Source organism: Bradyrhizobium sp. LLZ17, from assembly GCF_041200145.1.
Lineage (GTDB): Bacteria > Pseudomonadota > Alphaproteobacteria > Rhizobiales > Xanthobacteraceae > Bradyrhizobium.
Map to the genome: position 1 here is coordinate 5894589 of NZ_CP165734.1, position 22104 is coordinate 5916692.

The window sequence follows — 22104 nt, forward strand, 5'->3', positions numbered from 1 at the left end:
CGCGGATAAATCTTGGTGGGTTACGCCTTCGGCTAACCCACCCTACGGCACCGTGGGTGCCGCTTTAGCTCCTCGCGATGATCTCGCGTTCTTCGCGATGAACCGGCAGCTCACGCGTCATGGCCGTACGACGGCGCGTCAGGAACTTTGGCCGGCGGGCGCGGATCGCGTTGGCGCGGCGACGGCGCGGCGCCGGCTTGCGTGCACCTTCGTCGAGCTGCGGCAGCGCGAAGATCTCGCTCCAGATCGCCCAGGCTTCGTTGAGCTCATCGCCATCGGCGCTGATCAGCAGCGGAACGGAGAGCGAAGGATCACGATGCACGAGGACGAGGCTCTGGGCTTCGTCATTGCCGCGCAGCGCGACACCGGTGAAGTCGCTGACGCGGACATTGATCGCCATCCGCATGCCCTGGACGGCACGGCGCAACACGACACGCTCGCGATGAAGTTCGATTTGCCGTGTGTATCCGTCGGCGCGCGGATCATGCGCATCGAAGCGGACCGGAAGGGAAAGAGGGTCGAGCCGCAGGCTGCGGCTCGACCCGGTGGGGTTGGCCCCACATGTTGCTGTTTGACGCCTCACGGCTCTAGTCTCCCCGCCAGGATTATGTTCCCGGTCGATGCGAGGACCTTAGCGCGGGCCGCTTCCGAAACCGCTTAAAAAGGCTGGTTAATCCAACCTCACCGCCGCGCATGATTGACAAGACCTTGGCGCGCATGATTGACGAGACGTTGCGCGCAAGCGGCGAATCTGAGCTTTTGACGGGCTGAAAAAGCTTGAAGTCCGTGCCAATTGGGCACATCTGGTGTTGAGGCCGGTATCGCCCCGAAACTTCCCGCCGCAACAGGATTTCGTTTGTGAACCCTTCACCATCCGCGAACTCGACGCTGTCGCCCAAAAATTCGGACAAGGCCAATCGCGACCTGTTCGATCAGTCCGCGCTCTCCGATCTCGCACAGCGGCTGGTCGAGGCGGCGAAGCGCGCCGGCGCGGATGCGGCCGATGCGGTCGCGGTGCGCGGCATCTCGCAAGGAGTCGAGGTGCGCGACGGGCGCGTTGAGGAATCCGAGCGTTCCGAGGGCGACGATGTCGGCTTGCGCGTTTTCGTCGGCCAGCGCCAGGCGGTGGTCTCGACCAATGACGCGAGCGGCGATGCCGTGACCAAGCTTGCCGAGCGCGCCGTCGCGATGGCACGGGTCGCGCCCGACGACAAATATGTTGGCCTTGCCGATCCCGCGCTGCTGGCGCGCGACTTCCCCGATCTTGATCTGCTCGATCCCGACGTGCCCGCGACTTCCGAGCTCGAGCGCCGCGCGCTCGAAGCCGAAGCTGCAGCACTCGGGGTGAAGGGCGTGACCAAATCCGGCGGCGCCTCGGCCTCTGCCGGCATCGGCGGCATGGTGCTGGTCACCAGCACCGGCTTCCACGGCTCGTATCTGCGCTCCAGCCAGGGCATCTCGGCCACGGCGATTGTCGGCGAAGGCACCGGCATGGAGCGCGACTACGATTTCACCTCGGCACCGCATGCCGCCGATCTGCTCGCCCCGGACATCGTCGGCCGTTCCGCCGGCGAGCGCACGGTGGCGCGCTTCAATCCGCGCAAGGTCTCGACCTGCAAGGTGCCGGTGGTGTTCGATCCGCGCGTCGCGGGCTCGCTGGTCGGCCATGTCGTCGGCGCCATCAACGGCGCTTCGATCGCGCGCAAGACCAGCTTCCTGAAGGACAAGCTCGGTCAGCAGCTGTTCGCCAAAAATATCCGCATCATCGACGATCCCCTGCGCAAGCGCGGCCTGCGCTCGCAGACCTTTGATGCCGAAGGCGTCGCGGTGAAGAGAACGGCGCTGATCGACGAGGGCGTGCTGACGACCTGGCTGCTCGACTGCGCCACCGCGCGCGAGCTCGGGCTCACCACCACCGGCCACGCGCATCGCGGCGTGTCGTCCTCGCCGTCGCCGGGACCCTATAATCTGCATCTCGAACCGGGCACGCCGACGCCTGCCGAGCTGATCGCCGACATCAAGCAGGGCTTCTACATCACCGATTTGATCGGCTCCGGCGTCAACGGCGTCACCGGCGATTACAGCCGCGGCGCCTCCGGGTTCTGGATCGAGAATGGCGAGCTCACCTATCCCGTCAGCGAAGTCACGATCGCAGGGCACCTGTTCGAGATCTTCAAGTCGATGCAGCCTGCGAACAATCTCGAGTTCCGCTACGGCATCAATGCGCCGACGGTGCGCATCGAGGGCTTGACGCTTGGCGGACGCTGACTCCCTGGACCAATCCATCCTGCCGCGTGACGCGGCGCTGCTGCAAGAGACGGTGCGGGACGCCGGCGCGCTGGCGCATTCGATGTTTCGGACCGAGCTGAAAAAGTGGACCAAGGGCGCGTCCTCGCCGGTCTCGGAAGCCGACATCGCCGTCAACGACCTGCTGGAAGCGCGGCTGCGCGGCGCCACGCCGGACTACGGCTGGCTGTCGGAGGAGAGCGCCGATGATTCGGCGCGGCTGTCGCGGCGGCTGACATGGATCGTCGATCCCATCGACGGCACGCGCAATTATCTGGGCGGCCATGACGATTGGTGCGTCAGCGTGGCGCTGGTCGAGGATGCCTCGCCGGTGCTGGCCGCGGTGTTCGCGCCGACCAGCGGCGAATTCTTTTTCGCGGCCCGCGGCCAGGGCACGATGCTCAACGGCGCGCCGGTGCGGGCGACATCCGGATCCCGGCTGGACTTTTCGCGGGTCGCCGGCCCGAAGCCCCTGGTCGAGCGACTGAAGCCGTCCCTCGGCGAGATCAAGCTGCATCCGCGAATCGGCTCGCTCGCGCTGCGGCTGTGTCGCGTGGCCCATGGTGCGCTGGATGCGGCTTTTGCGGGCGGCAACAGCCATGATTGGGACCTTGCGGCGGCCGATTTGATCGTGCAGGAAGCGGATGGTAGGATGAGCGACCTCTCCGGAGACCCCATCCTCTATAACCGCCGGGAAGTCACGCACGGGGTGCTGGTGGCAGCGGGCCGCGATCGTCATGCGAGCATCGTCTCGCATTTTCGAGATCGTCCCTTGCCCTGACGCGCTTTCGTCGTGCTTGTCGAACACTGCTTTGCCGGGCAGCCCGCTAGGAAGAGAACCCATGCCAGATAGTGCCCCGCAACAACTGCTCCATCTCGTGATCGGTGGCGAACTGCTCGATCTCGAGCACAACATTTTCAAGAACCTGGACGACGTCGAGGTCGTCGGCCTCTATCCGAACTATGCGACCGCGCACGCCGCCTGGCGGGCCAAGGCGCAGAGCACGGTCGACAACGCCCAGATGCGCTATTTCATCGTCCATCTCCACCGGCTGCTCGATCCGAATCAAGAATCGAAGGCGCGTTGAAAAAACTGCTTCGCAACACGCTGCGGAGCAGCTGGTTTCAGCGTGCCGTCGGGTTTCTGGCGGCCGAGTATCTGCGTCTGGTCTGGCGGACCAATCGCTTCGCGTTCGATCCGCCGGATGTCTATGACATCGTCGAGCCGCAGATTCCGGCGATCTTCGCCTTCTGGCACGGCCAGCATTTCCTCACGCCCTTCATCAGGAACAAGGACTCCTACCGGGCCAAGGTCCTGATCTCGCGGCATCGCGACGGCGAGTTCAACGCCATCGCGGTGGAGCGGCTCGGCATCGGTCTGATCCGCGGTTCCGGCGACCATGGCAGCGCCTTCCACCGCAAAGGTGGCGTCGGCGCCTTCAAGGAGATGGTGCGGACGCTGCAGGACGGCTGTAATGTCGCGCTGACCGCCGATGTCCCGAAGCGCGCGCGCGTGGCCGGGCTCGGCATCATCATGCTGGCACGGGAATCGGGGCGGCCGATCATGCCTTTCGCGATGGCGACCAGCCGCTTCATCCGGCTCAAGAACTGGGACCGTACCACCATCAATTTGCCATTCGGGCGGGGCGCATTGGTCGGCATCAAGGAGATCCACGTGCCGCCGGATGCCGATGCCTCCACCATGGAAGCGCTGCGGCAGGAGCTGGAAGACACGCTGAACGAAGCGACCCGCCGCGCCTATGCGCGGCTTGGCCGCCCGGGACCCCAAGATGGCTAATGCGCTGCCAATGACGCTGCGGATGTATCGGCGGCTCGCCAGCGGCCTGGTGCCGCTTGCGCCTGCGCTGATCAAGCGGCGGCTGAAGCAGGGCAAAGAGGATCCCGCGCGCGTCGGCGAGCGGCGGGGCCTGAGCCGGGACGTGCGGCCGCACGGCCCGCTGGTCTGGATCCATGGCGCCAGCGTCGGCGAGGTCTTGGCCGCGGCTGCGCTGATCGAGCGATTGCGCGATCTCAATTTGCGGATCCTGCTCACCTCCGGCACCGTCACCTCGGCTGCCGTCGTGGCGAAGCGCTTTCCGCCCGACGTCATCCATCAATACGTTCCCTACGATTCCCCGCGCTATGTCGCGCGGTTCCTCGACCATTGGAAGCCGTCGCTGGCGCTGTTCATCGAATCCGATCTGTGGCCGAACCTGATCCTGGCGGGTGCTGCGCGCCGGGTGCCGATGGTGCTGATCAACGGGCGGATGTCGCCGCGTTCGTTCCCGCGCTGGCGGCGGATGTACGGCACCATCTCGGCGCTGCTGTCGCGGTTCGACATCTGCCTGGCGCAATCGAACACCGATGCCGAGCGCTTTGCCGCGCTCGGCGGCCGCGATGTCGTCACCACCGGCAATCTCAAGCTCGACGTGACGGCGCCGCCGGCCGATCCCGCAAAGCTGGAGCGGCTGATGGCGATGACGCGGGGGCGGCCGATCGTCGTCGCGGCCTCGACCCATCCGGGCGAGGACGAGATGCTGGTCGCGGCGCATCGCAGCCTCGTCGGTATCTTCCCGCAATTGCTGACCGTGATCGTACCGCGGCATCCGGAGCGTGGCTCCTCGATCTCGGGCATGATCACCGCGTCGGGCCTGAAGCCGGCGCTGCGCTCGCGCGAGCAGCTGCCGACAGCAGCGACCGACGTCTATGTCGCCGACACTATGGGCGAGCTCGGCCTGTTCTATCGTCTCTCGCCCATCGTGTTCATGGGCGGATCTCTGATCCGCCATGGCGGACAGAATCCGATCGAGGCGATCAAGCTCGGTGCGGCGATCGTGCATGGTCCGAACGTCTTCAACTTCGCCGAGGTTTATGCGGCGCTCGATCACAGCGGCGGCGCGCGTCTGGCCGAGACCCAGGAGGCCCTGGTCAAGCAGCTCGGCCAGCTGCTCGCCGATCCGGCGGTGCGCGACAAGATGCAGCAGGCAGGCCACGGCGTCGTCGCGCAGCTCGGCGGCGCGCTGGATCGCACCATGACTGCGCTCGAGCCGTATCTGATGCAGTTGCGGATCGAGATGGGAGCCGCCAATGCGTGAGCCGGCCTTCTGGTACCGGCCACGTTCTCCGAGATCGCATGTCCTCCGTCCCTTGGGCGCGCTCTATGGCGCGATCGCGGCCCGCCGCATGATGCGCAAGGGCGCTGACGCCGGCATTCCCGTGCTCTGCGTCGGCAACTATCATGTCGGCGGTGCCGGCAAGACGCCGACGGTGCTCGCGCTGACCAGGCTGTTGCGCGAGCTCGGCGAGACGCCGGTCGTGCTCAGCCGCGGCTATGGCGGGCGTTTGCAGGGCCCGGTGATGGTCGATCGCGCGCGCCACACCGCAGCCGATGTCGGCGACGAGCCGCTGATGATGGTGCGCGACGTGCCTGTCGCGGTGGCGCGCGACCGGCTCGAAGGCGTGGCGCTGGCCAAGTCACAAGCGGCGACCGTGATCCTGATGGACGACGGCTTTCAGAACCCGCGCATCATGAAGGATGCCTCGCTGATCGTGATCGACAGCGCGCGCGGCCTGGGCAACGGCAAGGTGTTTCCCGCAGGCCCCTTGCGCGCGCCGCTGCAGGCGCAGCTCGCGCGCACCGACGCGCTGGTGCTGATCGGCGATGGCCGGGCCGCGGATGATGTCGCGGCGGCAATTTCCGTGCGCGGCAAGCCGGTGCTGCGGGCGCGGTTGAAGCCGGACGCCGCCTCCGTCGCGCGGCTGGTTGGCAAACCGGTGCTTGCGTTCGCCGGCATCGGCGATCCCGAGCGCTTCTTCCGCACGCTGCGCGCCAGCGGCATCCAGGTTGCGCGCACCAGCCCCTTTGCCGATCACCACATGTTCTCGCAAGCCGAGATTGCGGCGCTGGCAGCGGATGCGACGCGCGAGCAGCTCACGCTGGTCACCACGGAAAAGGATCTTGCGCGCCTGCACGGCAGCAAGGGCGTGCCGGATGGCATCGTGCCGTTCGCCGTTCAGCTCGCGTTCGACGATCTCGCGACGCTCCGCCGCCTGATCAGCGATCACCTGTACAAGGCGCGCGAGCGCAGGTTTTCCACACGATGATTGCGTAGGGTGGGTTAGCCCCCCGCCATTCACGCGACGTTCATCGCAGAACCCCTATCGATTCAGATCTCGTAGGGTGGCAAAGCGGAAGCGTGCCCACGTTCTTCGTCTCGATTGTGCAGAGGTGGTCGTGGCACGTCGCGCCTGTGCCCTCGCTACGGAATCACGGCTTCGGTGCGTTGGGGAAATGCCGCTGCAGCACGGCGCCGGGTGTGGCGTAGGCCTCTTGCAGGTCCACGCTCCAGTACTTCAATTCGTCGAGCGGGATCCGCGTGTCCGTGATGGCGCAGCGCACGAAGGTCCCCGGCGAGATCACGCGGAAATCGCCGTCGAGATATTGCACCTGCGCTTCGCCATGGCCCGAGGGGCCGAACTTGTTGAGCACGGTTGGACGTCTCCGTGGAAAGCCTGTCCGCAAAAACCGGAGGCCATGATGTGATGAGTCTGATCTACCATAAATAGGATGCCTTGTCCGCCCGTCAAACCCACCGATTTGTGATGTTTTTCTGCTGTTTTCGCATGATAGTGCTGCGGCGAAGGATCGTTCCGATGCGCCTTCGACTGACCACCCTGTTCCTGTGTCTCCTGATGTCGGCCGCGTACGCGGCCTCAGGGCCAGCGCCACAGCAGGTCGACATTCCGCTGCCGGCCGGAATCCTGCACGCGCAGCTGTATAAGCCCGACGGTGCGGGGCCGTTTCCGACGGTGATCGCGCTGCATGGCTGCGGCGGGCTCGGCGGCCATTCCGATCCGGTGCTGCCGCGCTATCGCGACTGGGCCGAAGATCTGCTGAAGGCGGGCAATGCGGTGCTGCTGCCCGACAGCTATGGTTCGCGCGAGCTTGGGCCGCAATGCCGGGTCAAGGAGACGCACGTCAAGGCGCGGCGCGAACGCGTCACCGATGTGGTGGCGGCGCGCGCCTGGTTGATGAAGCAGCCTTGGGTGGCGCGCGGCCGCGTCAGCCTGATCGGTTGGGCCAATGGCGCCAGCGCGCTGCTCTGGGCGGTGCGCCCGCAGAACGCGGCGCGCGATGCCGCCCCGGATTTCCGCGCCGCCATCGCCTTCTATCCGGACTGCCGCATTTCCGCAGGCCTCGGCTGGAGCACGCGGGTGCCGACGCTGGTGCTGATCGGCGGCAAGGACGATGTCTCGTCGCCGCCGGCCTGCCGCCAGATGGTGGACGGCGCGCTTGGCCGCAGCGCGCTCACACGCATCGTGGTCTATCCTGGCGCCTACCACGATTTCGACCGCGCCAACACGCCGCTGCACGCCGCGGCCGGCAGCAGCGACGCCGCCACGCCCGAGCACGGCCATCTCGGCACCGACGCCGAGGCCCGCACCGATTCGCAGAAGCAGGTCGCGGAATGGCTGGCGCGGTAATGGCGCTGCCGATTCCCGGATTGCGCTCCGCTCCATCCGGGCTACACGCGTTCCGAAGCGGGGCCTGCGCGGAACATCATGGCCGACCGGGAAACTACGGATCGCGCCTCAGCGCGGTTTCAGCCAATGTCCGCGCCATAGTTCTACCATGATGTCGACTAAACGCATCTCCATGCGCAACCGTTTCTGGATCTTCTCCTCGGCACTGCTCGTCTTCAGCGTGACGATCCTGCTGTTCGAAGCCCGCGCCGGCGCGCCCCAGATCGCGCCGGAACATTGCGGCTTCTGGACCACGATCGACGCGGGATTGTCCTGCCGGTAGGCGGGGCTGCCTCCACACCGTCATTGCGAGTGCAGCGAAGCAATCCAGAGTCTTTCCATTGAGGGATTCTGGATTGCTTCGTCGCAAGAGCTCCTCGCAATGACGAGGATGGGGCTGCGCGCGTGCCACACCCTCGCTGTCATCGCCCGACTTGACCGGGCGATCCAGTATTCCGAGACGATCGAGGTTCATCGAGAAGCCGCGGCGTACTGGATTCCCCGCTTGCGCGGGGAATGACAGCGAGAATGTTGCGCCGCTCTCGCCCCTGAAACAAACTGCCCTGGTCCACCGGCTTGCCCACGCGCTTCGGCGCGGGCTTGGCCTCTTGCGTCGCCGGCTTCGGTTGCTGCGCGCTCTCTCCCAGTGTCGTCCCGGCGAAGGCCAGGACCCATTACCCCAGGGAGTGGTTTGGCGAAGACTGGTCGTTCGGGACTGAGATCACGCGCACTCGAAAGACCTCGCGGTATGGGTCCCGGCCTTCGCCGGGACGACGGCGAGGATGTTGCGCCGCTGTTGCCTTCTAGAACAAACTGCCCGGGTCCACCGGCTTGCCCACGCGCTTCGGCGCGGGCTTGGCCTCTTGCGTTGCCGGCTTCGGTTGTTGCGCGCTCTCTCCCAGTGTCGTCCCGGCGAAGGCCGGGACCCATAACCCAGGGAGTGGTTTGGCGAAGACCGGTCGTTCGGGACTGAGATCACGCGCACTCGAAAGACCTCGCGGTATGGGTCCCGGCCTTCGCCGGGACGACGGCGAGGATGTTGCGCCGCTGTCGCCCCTAGAACAAACTGCCCTGGTCCACCGGCTTGCCCACACGTTTCGGTGCGGACTTGGCCTCTTGCGCGGCCTGCTTCGGTGACGGCGCGCGCTTGGCGGCGGGCGGAGGCCGATCCGCATCGGCGGTGGCGCCCACGCGGCCATCCGCGAACTCGATCTCGACGCGCGCGCCGGGGCCGACGCTGTCGGCCGCATGCAGGGGATGGCCGGCCTCGTCGCGCACCAGCGCGAAGCCGCGGGCGAGCACGCCGCGATAGGACAGGGCCGAAAGCAATTTGCCGCTGTTCTCGACGCGGGCGTCAAAGCGCTGCAACAGCGTGACCAGCGCGCGTTGCGCGCGCTCAGTCAGCCGATGGGTGCGCTCGCGCTGACGCGCAATCGCGTTGCGCTGCGCCTGCGCGTTGGAGAGCTTCGAGGCGCGCAACCGCACTTCAAGTCCGGCAAAGCGGTCGCGCCGCCGCCGCAGCAATGAGCGCGCGGACAGGCCGAGCCGTTCGCCGCACACGGTGAGGCGATGATCGGCCTGCGAGATCTGCCCGTGCAGCACCCGCAGCGTCAGCTTGGCGCCTGCGGCGGTAAACCTGCGGAAATGCGCGTGCGTGTTGGCCTTGAGTCCGCGCGGCAGCGATGCTCCGGCCAGAATCCAGCCGCTGCCGCGGGATCGCCAGGAGATCGCCGGCCGCTGGCAGCGCGCGCGCGGCGGCGCGCAGCTCGTTGCGCCGGCTTTCGTGACCGCGTTGCCAGCACGCGCGGGTGCGGCGGGCGAGATCGGCGACCTCGACGAAGAGATCGCTGCGCACCGGCACCGCCATCTCGGCCGCCGCCGTCGGCGTCGGCGCGCGCTTGTCGGCGACGAAATCGATCAGCGTGATGTCGGTCTCGTGTCCCACCGCCGAGATCAGCGGGATCATGCTCTCGGCGGCCGCGCGCACGACGATCTCTTCGTTGAACGACCAGAGATCCTCCAGCGAGCCGCCGCCGCGCGCGACGATCAGCACGTCGGGCCGCGGAATTTTGCCGCCCGGGGCAATCGCGTTGAAGCCGCGGATCGCCGCGGCGACCTGCTCGGCCGAACCTTCGCCCTGCACCTTGACCGGCCACACCAGCACATGGCGCGGAAAGCGATCGTCGAGTCGGTGCAGGATGTCGCGGATGACGGCGCCGGTCGGCGAGGTCACCACGCCGATCACCTCCGGCAACCAGGGCAGCAGCTGCTTGCGCGCCTGGTCGAACAGGCCCTCGGCGGCGAGCTTCTTCTTGCGCTCCTCCATCAGCGCCATCAGCGCGCCGATGCCGGCCGGCTCCAGCGCCTCGATCACGATCTGGTACTTGGACGAGCCCGGATAGGTCGTGAGCTTGCCGGTGGCGATGACCTCGAGCCCTTCCTGCGGCTTGAAGCGCATCCGCCCGTGCACGCCCTTCCAGATCACCGCCTCGATCTTGGCGCTCTCGTCCTTGAGCGCGAAATAGCAGTGGCCGGAGGAGTGGGCGCCGCGGAAGCCGGAGATCTCGCCGCGGACCCGGACATGGCCATAGGTGTCCTCCACCGTCCGCTTCAGGGACTGGGAGAGCTCGGACACGGTGAATTCGGGCGTATTGGGCAGCGGTTCCGCAGGCATCGGCAAACGATTCGGCATGATGGGGTCGAGTCCGCTGTTTAAGGATTTTCGCCGCCCGGCGCCAATTCGGGGATTGATCTTAAGAGTACTCTGTATTATAGAGTTCTCTATCGTTGATGAGTTTGAGGGAGTTCGAGCCATGGCTGGTCGGCTGATGCGCGGCGTTTTGAGCGGGTTGAAATGGGCCCTATGTGCCGTCGGCGGTGTGACGCTGATCCTGACGGCGATGATCGCAACGCCGCTGCAGCGACCGCCCGAGCTGCGGTCGGTCTCCGACTCCGCCAAGGGCATCGACTGGTCGACGCTGCCGCCGCTCGAGCGTTTTCAGGCCCGCGACGGCACCTGGATCGGCTTCCGCCATTATGCGCCGACCGGTTCCGCGACGGGCCGCGGCGCGATCTTCATCCACGGCTCCTCCGGCTCCAGCGGCACCGTCAACCACGCGCTGACCGCTGCGATCGCCGCACACGGCGTCGAGACCTGGGCGCTCGACGTCCGCGGCCATGGCGGCTCCGGTACGCATGGTGACATCGGATATGTCGGCCAGCTCGAGGACGATCTGGTCGATTTCATCGCCGAACTGCGCAAGACCGCGCCGGATCTGCCGCTGACCTTGGTCGGCCACTCCGCCGGCGGCGGCTTCGCGCTGCGCGTCGCCGCGACACCGATCATGCGGGACATGTTCGTGCGTACCGTGCTGCTCGCGCCCTATCTCGGCTATGACGCGCCGACCAACTGGCCGCATTCCGGCGGATGGGCCAATGCCGATCTGCCGCGCTTGCTGGGGCTTGCCGCGCTGCGCAAGCTCGGCATTGATTGCTGCGAGCAGCTTCCGGTGCTTGCCTTCGCGGTCCGGCCGAACCTCGACAAGATTCTCGTCTCCACCTATTCCGATCGCCTGATGCGCAATTTCGCCACGCGCGGCTATCGCATCGATCTTGCGGCGACGACACGTCCGATCACGATCTTCGGCGGCGCCGAAGACGAGATGATGATCTCGGATAAATATGCGGATACCGTGCAGGCCATCAAGCCATCGGTCGACGTCAAGATCATCGACGGCGTCAACCACATGGGCATCGTCACCAGCCCAAAGGCGATCTCGGTCATCGCGGCGGACGTGGCGACGCGCGGGGCAGGGCAGTCATGATGCGATCCTTTGGCGGGCTGAAGGCAGGGTTATCGCATATCAGCAGAAGGAGGCAGGAAACCCGCTCGCGGCCATCCTTCGAGACGCTCGCCTTCGGCGGGCCCTCAGGATGAGGGCGGAGTTCGCGGCGGTCGCTTCAACGGGGACTGATCCAGCTGAGCCTCATCCTGAGGAGACCGCTGGAAGCGGTCGTCTCGAAGGACGAGGCGTGCGCTCAGGTGTCACCGAACCCGCGGCCATCCTTCGAGACACCCGCCTGCGGCGGGCCCTCAGGATGAGGGCGAAGTTCGCGGCAGCCGCTTCAACGGATCCTGGCGCGGCTGAGCCTCATCCTGAGGAGACCGCTGGAAGCGGTCGTCTCGAAGGACGAGGCGTGCGCTCAGATGTCACCTCGAGTCATATGCGACAGTCTTGGGACTGAAAGGGATGACATGATCGACAGCAAGCAGGCTTCCGAGGCGCTGGCCGAGATCGACGACATCGTCCAGCGCCTGCGGCAGTCGCAACTCTACGAACTGGCGAGCCTCGCCGCGTTGTGGTGGGGCGTTCTGGTCTTTGCCGGCAACCTCGTCACCTGGCTCTGGCCGGCCTACGCGATCTATGCCTGGCCCGCCGTCGATATCCTCGGCGTCGGCGGATTGGTTGCGATCCGCCTGCTCAATCCGCCGCAGGCCTATGCGGCGGCCTTCGACATCAGGCTGCTGCTGGTGTTCGCGCTGTTCTTTGCCTTTGGCTATCTCTGCACCAACGTCATCGGTCATTTCGGCCCGCGCCAGTTGGGCGCGTTCTGGCCGATCTATTTCATGCTGTTCTACATGCTGGCGGGTCTCTGGTTCGGCACCGCGTTCGTCGGGATCGGCCTCGGCATCACGGCGTTGACGCTGATCGGCTACTTCTTCATCGGAGAAGCGTTTCCGCTCTGGATGGCCTTCGTCAACGGCGGTGGCCTGATCCTCGGCGGTCTCTGGATGCGGCGGATCTAGCCGATGGCCGAGCTCGACGACATCATTCATCAGCCGTTGCGGCTGAAGATCATGGCGGCGCTCAACGCGCTGCCGGTCTCCGCTGGCCTCGAATTCGCGCGGCTGAAGAAGCTCACCGGCGCCACCGACGGCAATCTCGGCGCGCACATCGAGACGCTCGCCAAGGCGGGCTACGTCTCCGTCGACAAGGCCTTCGTCGGCAAGAAGCCGCAGACCACGGTGACGGCGACGGCGGCGGGCCGCGGGGCGTTCGCGCGGCATGTGGCGACGTTGCAGGAGATCATTGCGGGGAAGCAGGGCTGATCGGTCGAAGCTGACGCGAACTTTTACCCTCCCCTGGAGGGGAGGGTCGATCGCGCGCAGCGCGAGCGGGGTGGGGTGATCTCTCCACAGGGGCACTGTCGACGCTTAGCGAGTTTTGTGCACTGTCACCGTAATTCCAAATCCTCGATGTCGAAGGTCGGCTTATCGGACGCCTGACATGCTTCCAAAAGCCTTTTCAGATAGTCTTGGTCTATCCTCATTGACTGATCTCCTCTGCCTCGCTGCGCGAGGTGTGCTGGCGTATCCGTTAGATGGGCTCCGCTGCCGCAGAGTTCAAATTTTGGGCCTGCCAGAACTGGCAGTAGAGCCGGTGCCAAAATTGGCAGTAGGCCGGGTGTCAGGACCTGCGCACGAAATAATATCACCACATAATTATTCATTGCCGAAGCAGTACGCATCATTACACTGGGAGTGGTGCCAGTTTTGGCACCCCACTTTTGGCACCTAGTACTTGTTGGCCGCGTGCAGCGCGCCCATAATCCTTCACATGACGAACACCAATAAAACCCCTGGCGAGGTTGTCGCCTTCCCGCCGTCTGCTCTTTCGGCGAAGGACAAGCGGCGCGCCGAAGCTAAGTACGGCAAGCCTGTTATGGCGCACGGCTACACCCTCGTGCCTAACTTGCTGCTGCAAGGTCAGGCGCACCTTAAAATCAGCCCGACTGCGTTCAACGTGGTGCTGCAACTGATGTCGCATTGGTGGGATGCGAGCGAAGCCCCACGTCCGACCATTAAGCGCATCGCACAGCGAATGGGAAAAAGCCCACGCTCGTTGTTCCGCTACTTTGACGAGCTAGAAGAGGCGGGATTGGTACAACGCGAGGCTCGGTTCAAAGGCTTGAAACAGCAGACCGCTAGCGCCTACGTGATGACTGGCCTTGTCAACAAGCTCAAGGAGATTGAGCCGGAAATGACGAAGGCCAAGAAGTTCAAGAACAAGCGCGTGGAGAAAGCCGAGTCGGCGGCCTAGACACCGCGACGTAGCTCAATGGATAGAGCGCCCGCTTTTCGACTGTCTGACTGTAGGTGACACTCAGGATGATAGGCGCGGGGAGATGCAGGTTCAAGTCCTGCCGTCGTGCCCAAAACGCGTTACGCCTCGGCAGTACGCATTGCCGACCCTCGCATGGCCCTAACAAGGCGTGTGCGTACCTGCGGCCCCCGGCCGTCCAGTCACTATAACCCGAACCGATAGGACAATAGGCTATGCCGCCGATGACAGGGGTGCCTCTCCAACAGCTTCAGGCTCTTCCACCGGCTCATAGTCCGGCAACGGATCATATTCGATGTCGTCAGATCGGCGACACAAGCTCGCAAGGAAACAGATCTGACGTCGCTTAAGGTGCGTGGCAGCCCAGCGATGGACTTTTTCGGCGAATTCCTGCTCGTGCTCTTGAAAGTCAAACCGACTGACATACGCAATCGCGATCAATTCTGGGACCGAGTAGCCGGCATATTCCGCGAACGAGAGGGAATAATGCTGAAGCCGCTTCAATACGGCCTGCTCTTTTCTCAGTGTAAATGTAGTCCGGCGGTCGCCGGACCTCGTCAGTCAGCCACTCAAATTCCCAGTCGTTCCAGTCGTTATATCGGTCACGCAGAAGAGCTTTCGCGCCCGCGCGAAACTCAAGCGCCTCCGCCAACTCACGTTGAGCCTTGGTTATCCTCGCCATCGCATGCTCCAAGTTCCGAAGCAAACGCAACGCCAGTGCACAAGTACTGTATGAGAGGTGCAAAACTATCCGATTCGACCAATCCTTGCCTAGTCCGGTCGGTGCAATCCACTGATTCGGGCAGGTTTTTCGGTGTCAATTCTAAATTACAGTGACGGTGCACTAAATGGTATCAACTGCGCTGGCTTCGAAAATTAGTGCACCGTCACCGTAATTAAGCGAATCGGTATCGGCGCGGGCACCTACTCGGTGACGCAGCTATTTCCACCGACGCGGTCATTCACTGGCTGGAATTCGCGGCGAAGTCGACCTTATAAGTCTGGGGGCGGACGATGTTCAGATGGCTTCTCGGAATCACAATGAGCGTGATCGTCGCCGCGGTCGTGGCGGGCGGCGTTGTCTGGTACCTGGACCGGCCCGGCTCCTATGACGAGTGCGTCGTCAGCGAGATGCGCGGGCAATCGCAGATAGCCATGTTCACCGTGCAGAAGGTTTGCGCGGTCCGCTTTCGGAAGGAGGACGAGCTTCCGCTTTCCTACCTCAGGGAAAAGGTCGATATATCAATGATGCCGGACTTCGACAAAGATCCCGGCGTCGTGATGATGGGCAGCAAGAACTTCGATAACCCGCCTATGATCTTCACCGTCACGAAGAACGACACCGAGTACGAGATCACCCGCGTTCACGTGAAAGTCTCGCACAAAATGGAAATGAATTGCAGTTCGATCGAAGACAGCGATTGGAAGGATGGTCCGGAGCTCATCTTTAAAGACAAGATCGCCAACGTGAACATGCCCGGCGTTCTCGACGAACGATCGAAGCTTCACCGCGGCCCTTTCTGCTTCCGATACACTGGAATTTGGGGAACGCCTCGTAAGCAATAGAGAATTGTGGTGACAGTGCTGAACTGCAATCGCGGTGACAGTGCACTAAATCCTATCAACTGCGCTGGTTTGAAAATTAGTGCACTGTCACCGCAATACCGTTTCTCTCTTCAGGAGACTTCTTCTTTGCTACACCCTATTGTGCGCACAGTTTGAATCCGTCAGGCAAGTTCGAGGATGACCGAGACATTCAAATCAAGTCTCCAAGGCAATCCTTGGGACCTGTGGGGACTGTCGAAGATATTCGATGGCTCGAACAGCGATGCCACCTGCGTCCATGCAAAGGACCCTGTAACAATTCGGCTCGACATGCGGAAGCCCGAAGACCAGCACCACTTTGACCTGTTCGGCCATGACACTCATGCCGACCTAACCAGCAATAGCTTCGTGCTGGAATTCCCTTTCAATGGGTGTGACATGTGCAGCCTCGCCATGCCGGCAATTAACCGGATCAACGCGATAGGCCTTCTGCTCGACCCCGACTTTACGCCCGTCACGCTGTTCAGCTGCGATCACCCTAGGGACAAGCCGAATTCGCTCAATCTGTATCGTCCGGGCAAACCGTATAAAAGCAGGACTGCCCTCGGCGAACAGGGCCAATCCCCTTTCGCACGCGATGCTTTTGAGCTGGGGCGGGAAATTCAGCCATTGATTTCGTGATGGAGGCGTGGACGTTCCCCACGACGTGGGCTTCCTTGTACCTGATCTACGAGGCGATCCGAGATAACGTCGGCGGGCAACCCGAACTTGAGCGGTACAACTTCGTTACGAGTCAGGAACTAAGAGATTTCAGGCTTGCGGCGAACACGTGCCGGGTGATCTCCGAAGGTATCAGGCACGCAACCCTGCTGGACGCCCCAACCCCGCCCCACATTCCGGTATCGGATGCTCGCCATATAATTAATAGACTGACAGTCGGCTGGCTCGATGCATGGCATAAACGCATGCATCAGCGCGTTGAGCTAAGATTTTGAGTACAACCATATGCATAGCGCATAAGGAAAGTCGGCAAGCTCGTGCTCAGTCCTTCTCCATGCTGCGCCGGAAGCTCTCTTCCTCGTCATCCTCGTCGTAATCCCCTTCTAACCCCGGATCGTCCACGAGGAGTTCGGAGGCACCGCTTTCATAATATTTTTCGACTTCGAGGTACGCCTTCCCGAGATCATTGACCCAGACATGCAGCCGAGAACGCAACACCCCTTGCGTGCCGGGCAAGATTTCATGTCCTTCCAAGAATCTGTAATCGAGCCACGGCCACTTGTCCTGGAAGAACTCGCTGATATCGGTCGCGACGGTGGGGAGCAGGAATACCACGTTAGCATCAGCCTTGATGTCATCGAAAAACACGCTGACGGTCCAGGGAATATCTTCGTTCTGTGTATCCCTGTCGATCAGGAAATAAGCCTCCTTGCTTTGCAATGCTCGGATCAAAGGGTAATCTAGCGCAAGCAGTACTTTCCTCTCGACTGAAGCATCAGACACGCCCCTCACTAGATCAGCTTTCGCGGCCCTGTTTAGGACGTTCCCCTTAGGCACCTTAATCGACCATCTGCCAGTCTTGTGACGCTTCACATTCGACGGGCCGATCCGAGCCCACAACGTTACATCGGTCTCAGGATTGTACAGGACCAGAGCAACCGGAAGCGAGTTATTCTGCCAGTACCAAAGGTGCTTTCCCTCACCGTAATAGACGTAGTGGTCTTTTTTCTTGTGCTTGAAGTAAGATTTACCTGACTTGATCTGCAACGCCAGCAGCCGCCCCGTAGGCTTCTCCTCATCGGCAACTTCAGCATGGGCGTCGATTCCCCAGTCGCTAATGCTCTGCTCACGGAAGAGCCATCCCAGTTGCTTAGTAAATATTTGCCCGACGGCAAGTACGCCCTCACGATCGGTCTGCTTCATATCGCACTTCCTTAGGCCGTGTACCCATAAACTCGGCAGCGTGATGCGACGAACGCAATGTCCGCTTTGCCCCTATGGCGGCCGAGTTCGTGCGGCAGCGGAACCCACAGCCCTCATTCGATCATCTCGTCAGCGCGCGATAGCAGGGTCAGCGGGAGGGCGAGGCCGACAACTTTTGCCGTCAGAAGCTCAAACTTGGTGGGTTGATAGATCGGGACGTCTCCCGGCCTAGCTCCATTCAGGACTTCCCGCACGTCGCGACCAAGCTTAGGGTGTTTGTAGCGCCTTATGTAGCGAGTTAGAACAGCCGCGATAGCGAGGTCAATGTTCTTCGTCGTTTCTCAACCTCTGTGGCAGCAGCTCCAATTGGGAGCCGCACCTTAATGCCTTCTAACGCGGGCTTCGTGAGGGTGGCCGAGGCCGAGACATTGGACGCCAAACGCCGCAGAGCCGGCTCCGCGACCTGGGCAAAACACCACAGGTTTACATCGGAGGAGGGCAAGAGAACTGCCCCATGGTGGTTGCAGAAGAAGCTCCCCTTCTCAATGACCTGCACCGACCCGGAGGAACCATCCATCGACACCACGAGTGCCGGCCCGTTGAATTTAGTCGCGGACACTCCGTTATCGCGTCTTAGGGTATCATCGGCCTTAAACCTGGGAACACCACGCCCTCCACCGTAGACCGGCGAACCAGTTGCCGACGCGGACTGGTAGATCATGGCTTCGGTCAGCCCAGTATCGCCCTTCGCGACCGGCTTGAACAGAGCGTCCAAGGCGGTAGGCGGGCCGACTTCAGTCGGATCAAATTCAATTCCGTGATCGAGGAGAAATTCCACTTCTTCCGCGAACGGTAGCGGCAGGGACACGAGATCCCCCTTGGCAAACGCTTCCACCTGGTCGGCTCTGTGTTTCCATTCGGCGAACGGAATGGACTTTAGCTCGGCGCGCAGCGGAATGTCGGGTAGAAGCACTATACCGCGTTCAGCGTGCAACAATGCGGATGGATGAAAGACTCCATGCTTGGGGCCAAGCGGCTCACCAAACTCATTCACCGCCGCCGCTGGCGATGATCCGTTTACCAGCGCCTGGAACACTTTGCTCGGATGCTTGAAGCCTCCGCTGTCTATCCATTCTGAAAGATCATCGTGCATCCATTCACCTGAGGAACCGCGCTTGTCAGTGGGGTAGCGCTTGTCGCTGTTTGCAAGGCCATCGTTGTCCACGACGAACATATTGATGTTCTCGTGCTGTGTGGCGGCAGCGAGCGTCTGCCACGTGCCTGCTTCGCCAACCAGCGGCTTCTTGCGCCTCTGAGCGATTACGATGGCCGTTCGTTGCTGGGTGTATGGAGCGAAGGCGTGCTTCGGCAGGGAAATTACGTCGGTAATCATCGCCTGATCCAATAAGGCGAAGCGGGTCTTTGCTGATCGCGGGTTCTCGAGAACACCGGTGGGCAGAACAATAAGCAACCAGCCTGTGCCCTTCTTCAGCGTCGCGAGCGCTTTTAGTAAGAACGCTTCTTCGATCCGCCCGTAATTTGAGGTGCCATAGGGAGGATTGGTGGCGATGATATCGAAACCATCCTTCGGGAAGGTTGTTGCGCTCGAAGCGGCTAGCGAGTCGAAGCCCCCGCGGATCGAGCTGAAGCCGTCCCCGGCGAAGTACATGTTCACCCTCGCTCGGGACGCGTTTGCGTGGCCGATATCGTACCCAAAGAAGGCATTCTGCGCGAATGTCTTCAGATTTGAAGTGGATGGGTGATGGTCGTTGCGCACCCTCCTCAGCATCTCAGTCAGAAATCCACCAGTGCCACACGCTAAGTCGGCAATCTTCTTCGACCTGATTGAAGAAAAAGACTTGTCGAAGCCCGCGCGTGAAAAAAGTATCGGAAGAACACCAGCGATGATGTGACGACCAGTGAAGAACTCACCCAGTTTCTTCTTTGTCGCTTCGTCGCCGATGGCTTGGTACACCTCTCCGAAGATGTCGAAGTCGGCGCCGGCCAGCGGAGGCAACTAAGTACCTCGACAAAGGAGAATGCGACTTCGAGCGTGTCGCTTTTCTCGTGAAAGTCGAAAATGTCGCCGTACTTGCCCTTCAGCTCTTTGGTTGACAGGACCCGCTTTGCCAGCGTTTCAAAGCGCTCACCAATCACGTGGTCGACAGATTGGGCCCCTGGCGAGAACCGCGGCATCTCGCTCCAGCTACCCCAATCCGGCTGCTGCTCCACAATGAGCTTGAGCGTCAATATCGCGACCGTGAAGTCGATAGGCGTTCGGCCGGAAGAAAGAGTGGCGATGTTCCGATAAAGCGTCTTCAACTTCGGTAGGAGCGCGCGAAGGTCCTTAACGTTGGCTGCACCGTTCCCAGCGGTGAAGACGCCGTTTGCGGCGATACCAGCTTGGACAAACTCTGCTTTTGGAAACGAGTCGCGGAGTTCTTGTCCGTCGACCTTGATGGGAACCCATTTGCCATCGTTAGTGTAAATGGCAATTCGCAGCTCTTTGCCGTTAAATCCGGCGGCGATGGATGGCAGTGCCGGCTCGTTTGGGAGATTCTTCCGCAGGCCCTCGATATAGAATTGAGCTTCGGCGAGAGCATCTGCTGCTGTTTCACCCGGTCCCTTATTCTCCCACACACAAATCGGCTTCTCGGCATCAGCAACGTGCAGGAGGATGTCGGGGTAACCCGCGGCCTTGGCCACTTTAGTTTTGCTAGGCCAGTGCTTGCGCAACAGTGGGCTCTTGCACTGCCGCATCGTCAGCTCGTAGCCAGCTTTCTTGAGCTGCGCCATCGCCAACACTTCCACTTCCGGCTCATTTTTTAGACTTTTGCCGGTAAGCAGTGAAACTAGGCCCATCATGATTGCGAGTACCCCTTATGCCTTCGCACGAACATCTATTCCGATTTGGCCTCGCACTTCAACCTTGGGTTATCACGGGCAGTCCTCCATCAGGACTGACGATGCATTTCACCTGAATTGGTGCGCTCGGCCTACAAGGCGGGTTTGTGCGAGCCTAGCGGGTCAGTCGGGCTGACGGTCAATTGACGAGCTTGCGGCCAGCGGTTCTCCCTCGTACAAATTCTGCACGTGCAATAAGTCTGTGTAGCTGCGTCGGCAATGTTCATTGTCTTGCCGAAAGCGGAGTTGAACGCCGGAGCGTCGGCAACGGGTCTGTGCATGGCACCGCCCGATCAAGTCTGGGCTCGCGCCCTACCGACGTCCCCCGAATGACGGGGAGTTTGGGGGCCATCCCCCTTGAGCCCCACCCCGATTCGTGCGACCTCCGCCCCAGCCAAACCCCTCATTCTGAGCCTCTTATGCACATTCTCCTGCTCGGTTCCGGCGGCCGCGAACATGCGCTGGCTTGGAAGATCGCGGCTTCCCCGCTGGTGACGAAATTGTGGTGCGCGCCCGGCAATGCCGGCATCGCGCGCGAGGCGGAGTGCGTGGCGCTCGATATCGGCGACCATGCCGCCGTGATCGACTTCTGCAAGACGAATGCGATCGAGCTGGTCGTGGTCGGCCCGGAGACGCCGCTGGCGGCCGGCATCGTCGATGATCTCACCGCCGCCGGGATCAAGGCGTTCGGGCCGAGCAGGACGGCCGCGCAGCTCGAAAGCTCGAAGGGCTTTACCAAAGCGCTGTGCACCGAGTTCGGCATTCCGACCGGCGCCTACAAGCGCTTTGGCAATGCCGCCGAGGCGCGCGCCTATGTGCAGAGCCAGGGCGCGCCGATCGTGGTCAAGGCGGACGGCCTGGCCGCCGGCAAGGGCGTCGTCGTCGCCCACACCGTGCGCGAGGCCGAGGACGCCATCGCCATGATGTTCGAGGGCGCCTTTGGCGAAGCCGGCGCTGAAGTCGTGATCGAGGAATTTCTCGCGGGCCGCGAGATCAGCTTCTTCGCGCTGTGCGACGGCGAGACCGCCATTCCGCTCGCCTCCGCGCAGGACCACAAGCGCGTGTTCGACCACGACGTCGGCCCGAACACCGGCGGCATGGGCGCCTATTCGCCGACGCAGTTGGTGACGCCGGCGATCCACGACGCGATCATGGCCAGGATCATTTTGCCGACAGTTGCCGGCATGAAGCAGCGCGGCACGCCGTTCCGCGGCATTCTCTACGCCGGCATCATGCTGACGACGCAGGGCCCAAAGCTGTTCGAGTTCAACGCCCGCTTCGGCGATCCCGAGTGCCAGGTGCTGATGCTGCGCATGATGTCCGACATCGTGCCGGCGTTCCTCGCTGCCTGCGACGGGCAATTGAAGCATTTCGATCTGCGCTGGTATCCGGACTCCGCGCTCACCGTGGTGATGGCGGCCAAGGGCTATCCCGGCGACTATCAGAAGGGCACGCGCATCGAGGGGCTCGATGACGCGGCGAAGGTGGATTCTGTCGAGATCTTCCACGCCGGCACGGTTGAGAAGGACGGCGCGATCCTCGCCAATGGCGGCCGTGTGCTCAATGTCTGCGCGCTGGGGGCGACCGTGACCGAAGCGCAGGCCCGGGCCTATCAGGCCGTCGACCGCATCAACTGGCCGGAGGGCTTCTGCCGCCGCGACATCGGCTGGCAGGCGGTGGAGGCGGAGAAGGCCACCAGCTGACAAAAAAATTGCACAAGCAGGCCATAGGCTTAGCTACTGTGCATGGGGTTGTTTTCAACGTTTTGTTGGGGGCGGCTCCGCGACCGACCCGACAAGGA

The 22104-nt window shown here is 62.6% G+C and carries 23 protein-coding genes and 1 tRNA gene; 16 read left to right on the forward strand and 8 right to left on the reverse strand.

All coding sequences use genetic code 11. The features are described 5' to 3' along the window. Window positions 1–64: 64 nt before the first annotated feature. Window positions 65–583, reverse strand: coding sequence for a DUF6101 family protein (locus AB8Z38_RS28240; protein WP_369720953.1), 519 nt, complete (start codon window positions 581–583; stop codon window positions 65–67). Between the two features lie 275 nt (window positions 584–858). Between AB8Z38_RS28240 and AB8Z38_RS28245 the strand changes: the two genes are divergently transcribed. From AB8Z38_RS28245 to lpxK, 6 genes are all read left to right on the forward strand, one after another. Beyond that, complete coding sequence (locus tag AB8Z38_RS28245; protein ID WP_369720954.1) at window positions 859–2268, forward strand: TldD/PmbA family protein; 1410 nt, start codon at window positions 859–861, stop codon at window positions 2266–2268. After that, window positions 2255–3067 carry an inositol monophosphatase gene (locus tag AB8Z38_RS28250; protein ID WP_369720955.1) on the forward strand — a complete coding sequence of 271 codons (813 nt, stop codon included), beginning with the start codon at window positions 2255–2257 and terminating at the stop codon, window positions 3065–3067. Before AB8Z38_RS28245 ends, AB8Z38_RS28250 begins: the two co-directional genes overlap by 14 nt. Before the next feature lie 61 nt (window positions 3068–3128). Continuing rightward, window positions 3129–3374, forward strand: coding sequence for a DUF4170 domain-containing protein (locus tag AB8Z38_RS28255; RefSeq protein ID WP_369720956.1), 246 nt, complete (start codon window positions 3129–3131; stop codon window positions 3372–3374). Further along, window positions 3371–4084: a lysophospholipid acyltransferase family protein gene (locus AB8Z38_RS28260; protein WP_369720957.1), complete on the forward strand. Its 714-nt coding sequence runs from the start codon at window positions 3371–3373 to the stop codon at window positions 4082–4084. Before AB8Z38_RS28255 ends, AB8Z38_RS28260 begins: the two co-directional genes overlap by 4 nt. Then, window positions 4047–5381: a 3-deoxy-D-manno-octulosonic acid transferase gene (locus AB8Z38_RS28265; RefSeq protein WP_369720958.1), complete on the forward strand. Its 1335-nt coding sequence runs from the start codon at window positions 4047–4049 to the stop codon at window positions 5379–5381. Before AB8Z38_RS28260 ends, AB8Z38_RS28265 begins: the two co-directional genes overlap by 38 nt. Next, window positions 5374–6390: a tetraacyldisaccharide 4'-kinase gene (lpxK, locus tag AB8Z38_RS28270; protein ID WP_369720959.1), complete on the forward strand. Its 1017-nt coding sequence runs from the start codon at window positions 5374–5376 to the stop codon at window positions 6388–6390. The genes AB8Z38_RS28265 and lpxK overlap by 8 nt, the downstream gene beginning before the upstream one ends. Window positions 6391–6553: 163 nt before the next feature. On the opposite strand, the gene AB8Z38_RS28275 is transcribed toward lpxK, so the two are convergent. Next, window positions 6554–6775: a DUF2093 domain-containing protein gene (locus AB8Z38_RS28275; protein ID WP_354141481.1), complete on the reverse strand. Its 222-nt coding sequence runs from the start codon at window positions 6773–6775 to the stop codon at window positions 6554–6556. 164 nt (window positions 6776–6939) lie between these two features. Here AB8Z38_RS28275 and AB8Z38_RS28280 point away from each other — a divergent pair, with 164 nt between their 5' ends. Together AB8Z38_RS28280 and AB8Z38_RS28285 are read left to right on the forward strand one after the other, a co-directional pair. Further along, on the forward strand, window positions 6940–7770 hold the full coding sequence (locus AB8Z38_RS28280; RefSeq protein ID WP_369720960.1) for a dienelactone hydrolase family protein: 831 nt from the start codon (window positions 6940–6942) through the stop codon (window positions 7768–7770). Between the two features lie 148 nt (window positions 7771–7918). Continuing rightward, a complete protein-coding gene (locus AB8Z38_RS28285; protein ID WP_369720961.1) occupies window positions 7919–8092 on the forward strand; it encodes a hypothetical protein in 174 nt (57 codons plus the stop codon). A gap of 773 nt (window positions 8093–8865) precedes the next feature. On the opposite strand, the gene AB8Z38_RS28290 is transcribed toward AB8Z38_RS28285, so the two are convergent. Beyond that, complete coding sequence (locus tag AB8Z38_RS28290; RefSeq protein WP_369720962.1) at window positions 8866–9288, reverse strand: exodeoxyribonuclease VII large subunit; 423 nt, start codon at window positions 9286–9288, stop codon at window positions 8866–8868. A 7-nt stretch (window positions 9289–9295) separates the two neighbouring features. Further along, on the reverse strand, window positions 9296–10501 hold the full coding sequence (gene xseA / locus AB8Z38_RS28295; RefSeq protein ID WP_369720963.1) for an exodeoxyribonuclease VII large subunit: 1206 nt from the start codon (window positions 10499–10501) through the stop codon (window positions 9296–9298). A gap of 121 nt (window positions 10502–10622) precedes the next feature. On the opposite strand from xseA, the gene AB8Z38_RS28300 reads away from it, so the two are divergent. The 5 genes from AB8Z38_RS28300 to AB8Z38_RS28320 all read left to right on the forward strand — a co-directional run bounded on the left by AB8Z38_RS28300 (window position 10623) and on the right by AB8Z38_RS28320 (window position 14025). Continuing rightward, window positions 10623–11633, forward strand: coding sequence for an alpha/beta hydrolase (locus tag AB8Z38_RS28300; RefSeq protein ID WP_369720964.1), 1011 nt, complete (start codon window positions 10623–10625; stop codon window positions 11631–11633). 431 nt (window positions 11634–12064) lie between these two features. Continuing rightward, complete coding sequence (locus AB8Z38_RS28305) at window positions 12065–12616, forward strand: hypothetical protein (RefSeq protein WP_369720966.1); 552 nt, start codon at window positions 12065–12067, stop codon at window positions 12614–12616. Between the two features lie 3 nt (window positions 12617–12619). Beyond that, window positions 12620–12919 (forward strand): winged helix-turn-helix domain-containing protein, encoded by a 300-nt coding sequence (locus AB8Z38_RS28310; RefSeq protein WP_369720967.1) that lies wholly within the window; start codon window positions 12620–12622, stop codon window positions 12917–12919. Window positions 12920–13427: 508 nt separating this feature from the next. Beyond that, window positions 13428–13910: a helix-turn-helix domain-containing protein gene (locus AB8Z38_RS28315; RefSeq protein WP_369720968.1), complete on the forward strand. Its 483-nt coding sequence runs from the start codon at window positions 13428–13430 to the stop codon at window positions 13908–13910. A 4-nt stretch (window positions 13911–13914) separates the two neighbouring features. Next, window positions 13915–14025 (forward strand) — tRNA-OTHER (locus tag AB8Z38_RS28320). 119 nt (window positions 14026–14144) lie between these two features. On the opposite strand, the gene AB8Z38_RS28325 is transcribed toward AB8Z38_RS28320, so the two are convergent. Beyond that, a complete protein-coding gene (locus tag AB8Z38_RS28325; protein WP_369720969.1) occupies window positions 14145–14435 on the reverse strand; it encodes a hypothetical protein in 291 nt (96 codons plus the stop codon). A 537-nt stretch (window positions 14436–14972) separates the two neighbouring features. Between AB8Z38_RS28325 and AB8Z38_RS28330 the strand changes: the two genes are divergently transcribed. Continuing rightward, complete coding sequence (locus tag AB8Z38_RS28330) at window positions 14973–15497, forward strand: hypothetical protein (RefSeq protein ID WP_369720970.1); 525 nt, start codon at window positions 14973–14975, stop codon at window positions 15495–15497. A gap of 177 nt (window positions 15498–15674) precedes the next feature. Continuing rightward, window positions 15675–16157, forward strand: coding sequence for a hypothetical protein (locus AB8Z38_RS28335; protein WP_369720971.1), 483 nt, complete (start codon window positions 15675–15677; stop codon window positions 16155–16157). 360 nt (window positions 16158–16517) lie between these two features. On the opposite strand, the gene AB8Z38_RS28340 is transcribed toward AB8Z38_RS28335, so the two are convergent. From AB8Z38_RS28340 to AB8Z38_RS28350, 3 genes are all read right to left on the reverse strand, one after another. Further along, the gene (locus tag AB8Z38_RS28340) at window positions 16518–17399 is read right to left on the reverse strand and encodes a DUF4365 domain-containing protein (RefSeq protein ID WP_369720972.1); all 882 of its coding nucleotides are present in this window, start codon (window positions 17397–17399) and stop codon (window positions 16518–16520) included. A gap of 298 nt (window positions 17400–17697) precedes the next feature. After that, window positions 17698–19335, reverse strand: coding sequence for a class I SAM-dependent DNA methyltransferase (locus tag AB8Z38_RS28345; protein ID WP_369726628.1), 1638 nt, complete (start codon window positions 19333–19335; stop codon window positions 17698–17700). Continuing rightward, the gene (locus AB8Z38_RS28350; protein WP_369720973.1) at window positions 19218–20264 is read right to left on the reverse strand and encodes a hypothetical protein; all 1047 of its coding nucleotides are present in this window, start codon (window positions 20262–20264) and stop codon (window positions 19218–19220) included. The genes AB8Z38_RS28345 and AB8Z38_RS28350 overlap by 118 nt, the downstream gene beginning before the upstream one ends. Before the next feature lie 458 nt (window positions 20265–20722). Between AB8Z38_RS28350 and purD the strand changes: the two genes are divergently transcribed. Next, the gene (gene purD, locus AB8Z38_RS28355) at window positions 20723–22006 is read left to right on the forward strand and encodes a phosphoribosylamine--glycine ligase (protein WP_369720974.1); all 1284 of its coding nucleotides are present in this window, start codon (window positions 20723–20725) and stop codon (window positions 22004–22006) included. Window positions 22007–22104 lie beyond the last annotated feature (98 nt).

Coding starts and splice junctions, on each gene's coding strand:
- AB8Z38_RS28310 (WP_369720967.1), top strand. CDS start 12,620: ATGGCCGAGCTCGACGACATCATTCATCAGCCGTTGCGGCTGAAGATC.
- AB8Z38_RS28330 (WP_369720970.1), top strand. CDS start 14,973: ATGAGCGTGATCGTCGCCGCGGTCGTGGCGGGCGGCGTTGTCTGGTAC.
- lpxK (WP_369720959.1), top strand. CDS start 5,374: ATGCGTGAGCCGGCCTTCTGGTACCGGCCACGTTCTCCGAGATCGCAT.
- AB8Z38_RS28300 (WP_369720964.1), top strand. CDS start 10,623: ATGGCTGGTCGGCTGATGCGCGGCGTTTTGAGCGGGTTGAAATGGGCC.
- AB8Z38_RS28265 (WP_369720958.1), top strand. CDS start 4,047: ATGCGCGGCTTGGCCGCCCGGGACCCCAAGATGGCTAATGCGCTGCCA.
- AB8Z38_RS28285 (WP_369720961.1), top strand. CDS start 7,919: ATGATGTCGACTAAACGCATCTCCATGCGCAACCGTTTCTGGATCTTC.
- AB8Z38_RS28335 (WP_369720971.1), top strand. CDS start 15,675: ATGACCGAGACATTCAAATCAAGTCTCCAAGGCAATCCTTGGGACCTG.
- AB8Z38_RS28350 (WP_369720973.1), bottom strand. CDS start 20,264: ATGATGGGCCTAGTTTCACTGCTTACCGGCAAAAGTCTAAAAAATGAG.
- AB8Z38_RS28305 (WP_369720966.1), top strand. CDS start 12,065: ATGATCGACAGCAAGCAGGCTTCCGAGGCGCTGGCCGAGATCGACGAC.
- AB8Z38_RS28255 (WP_369720956.1), top strand. CDS start 3,129: ATGCCAGATAGTGCCCCGCAACAACTGCTCCATCTCGTGATCGGTGGC.
- AB8Z38_RS28280 (WP_369720960.1), top strand. CDS start 6,940: ATGCGCCTTCGACTGACCACCCTGTTCCTGTGTCTCCTGATGTCGGCC.
- AB8Z38_RS28340 (WP_369720972.1), bottom strand. CDS start 17,399: ATGAAGCAGACCGATCGTGAGGGCGTACTTGCCGTCGGGCAAATATTT.
- purD (WP_369720974.1), top strand. CDS start 20,723: ATGCACATTCTCCTGCTCGGTTCCGGCGGCCGCGAACATGCGCTGGCT.
- AB8Z38_RS28315 (WP_369720968.1), top strand. CDS start 13,428: ATGACGAACACCAATAAAACCCCTGGCGAGGTTGTCGCCTTCCCGCCG.
- xseA (WP_369720963.1), bottom strand. CDS start 10,501: ATGCCGAATCGTTTGCCGATGCCTGCGGAACCGCTGCCCAATACGCCC.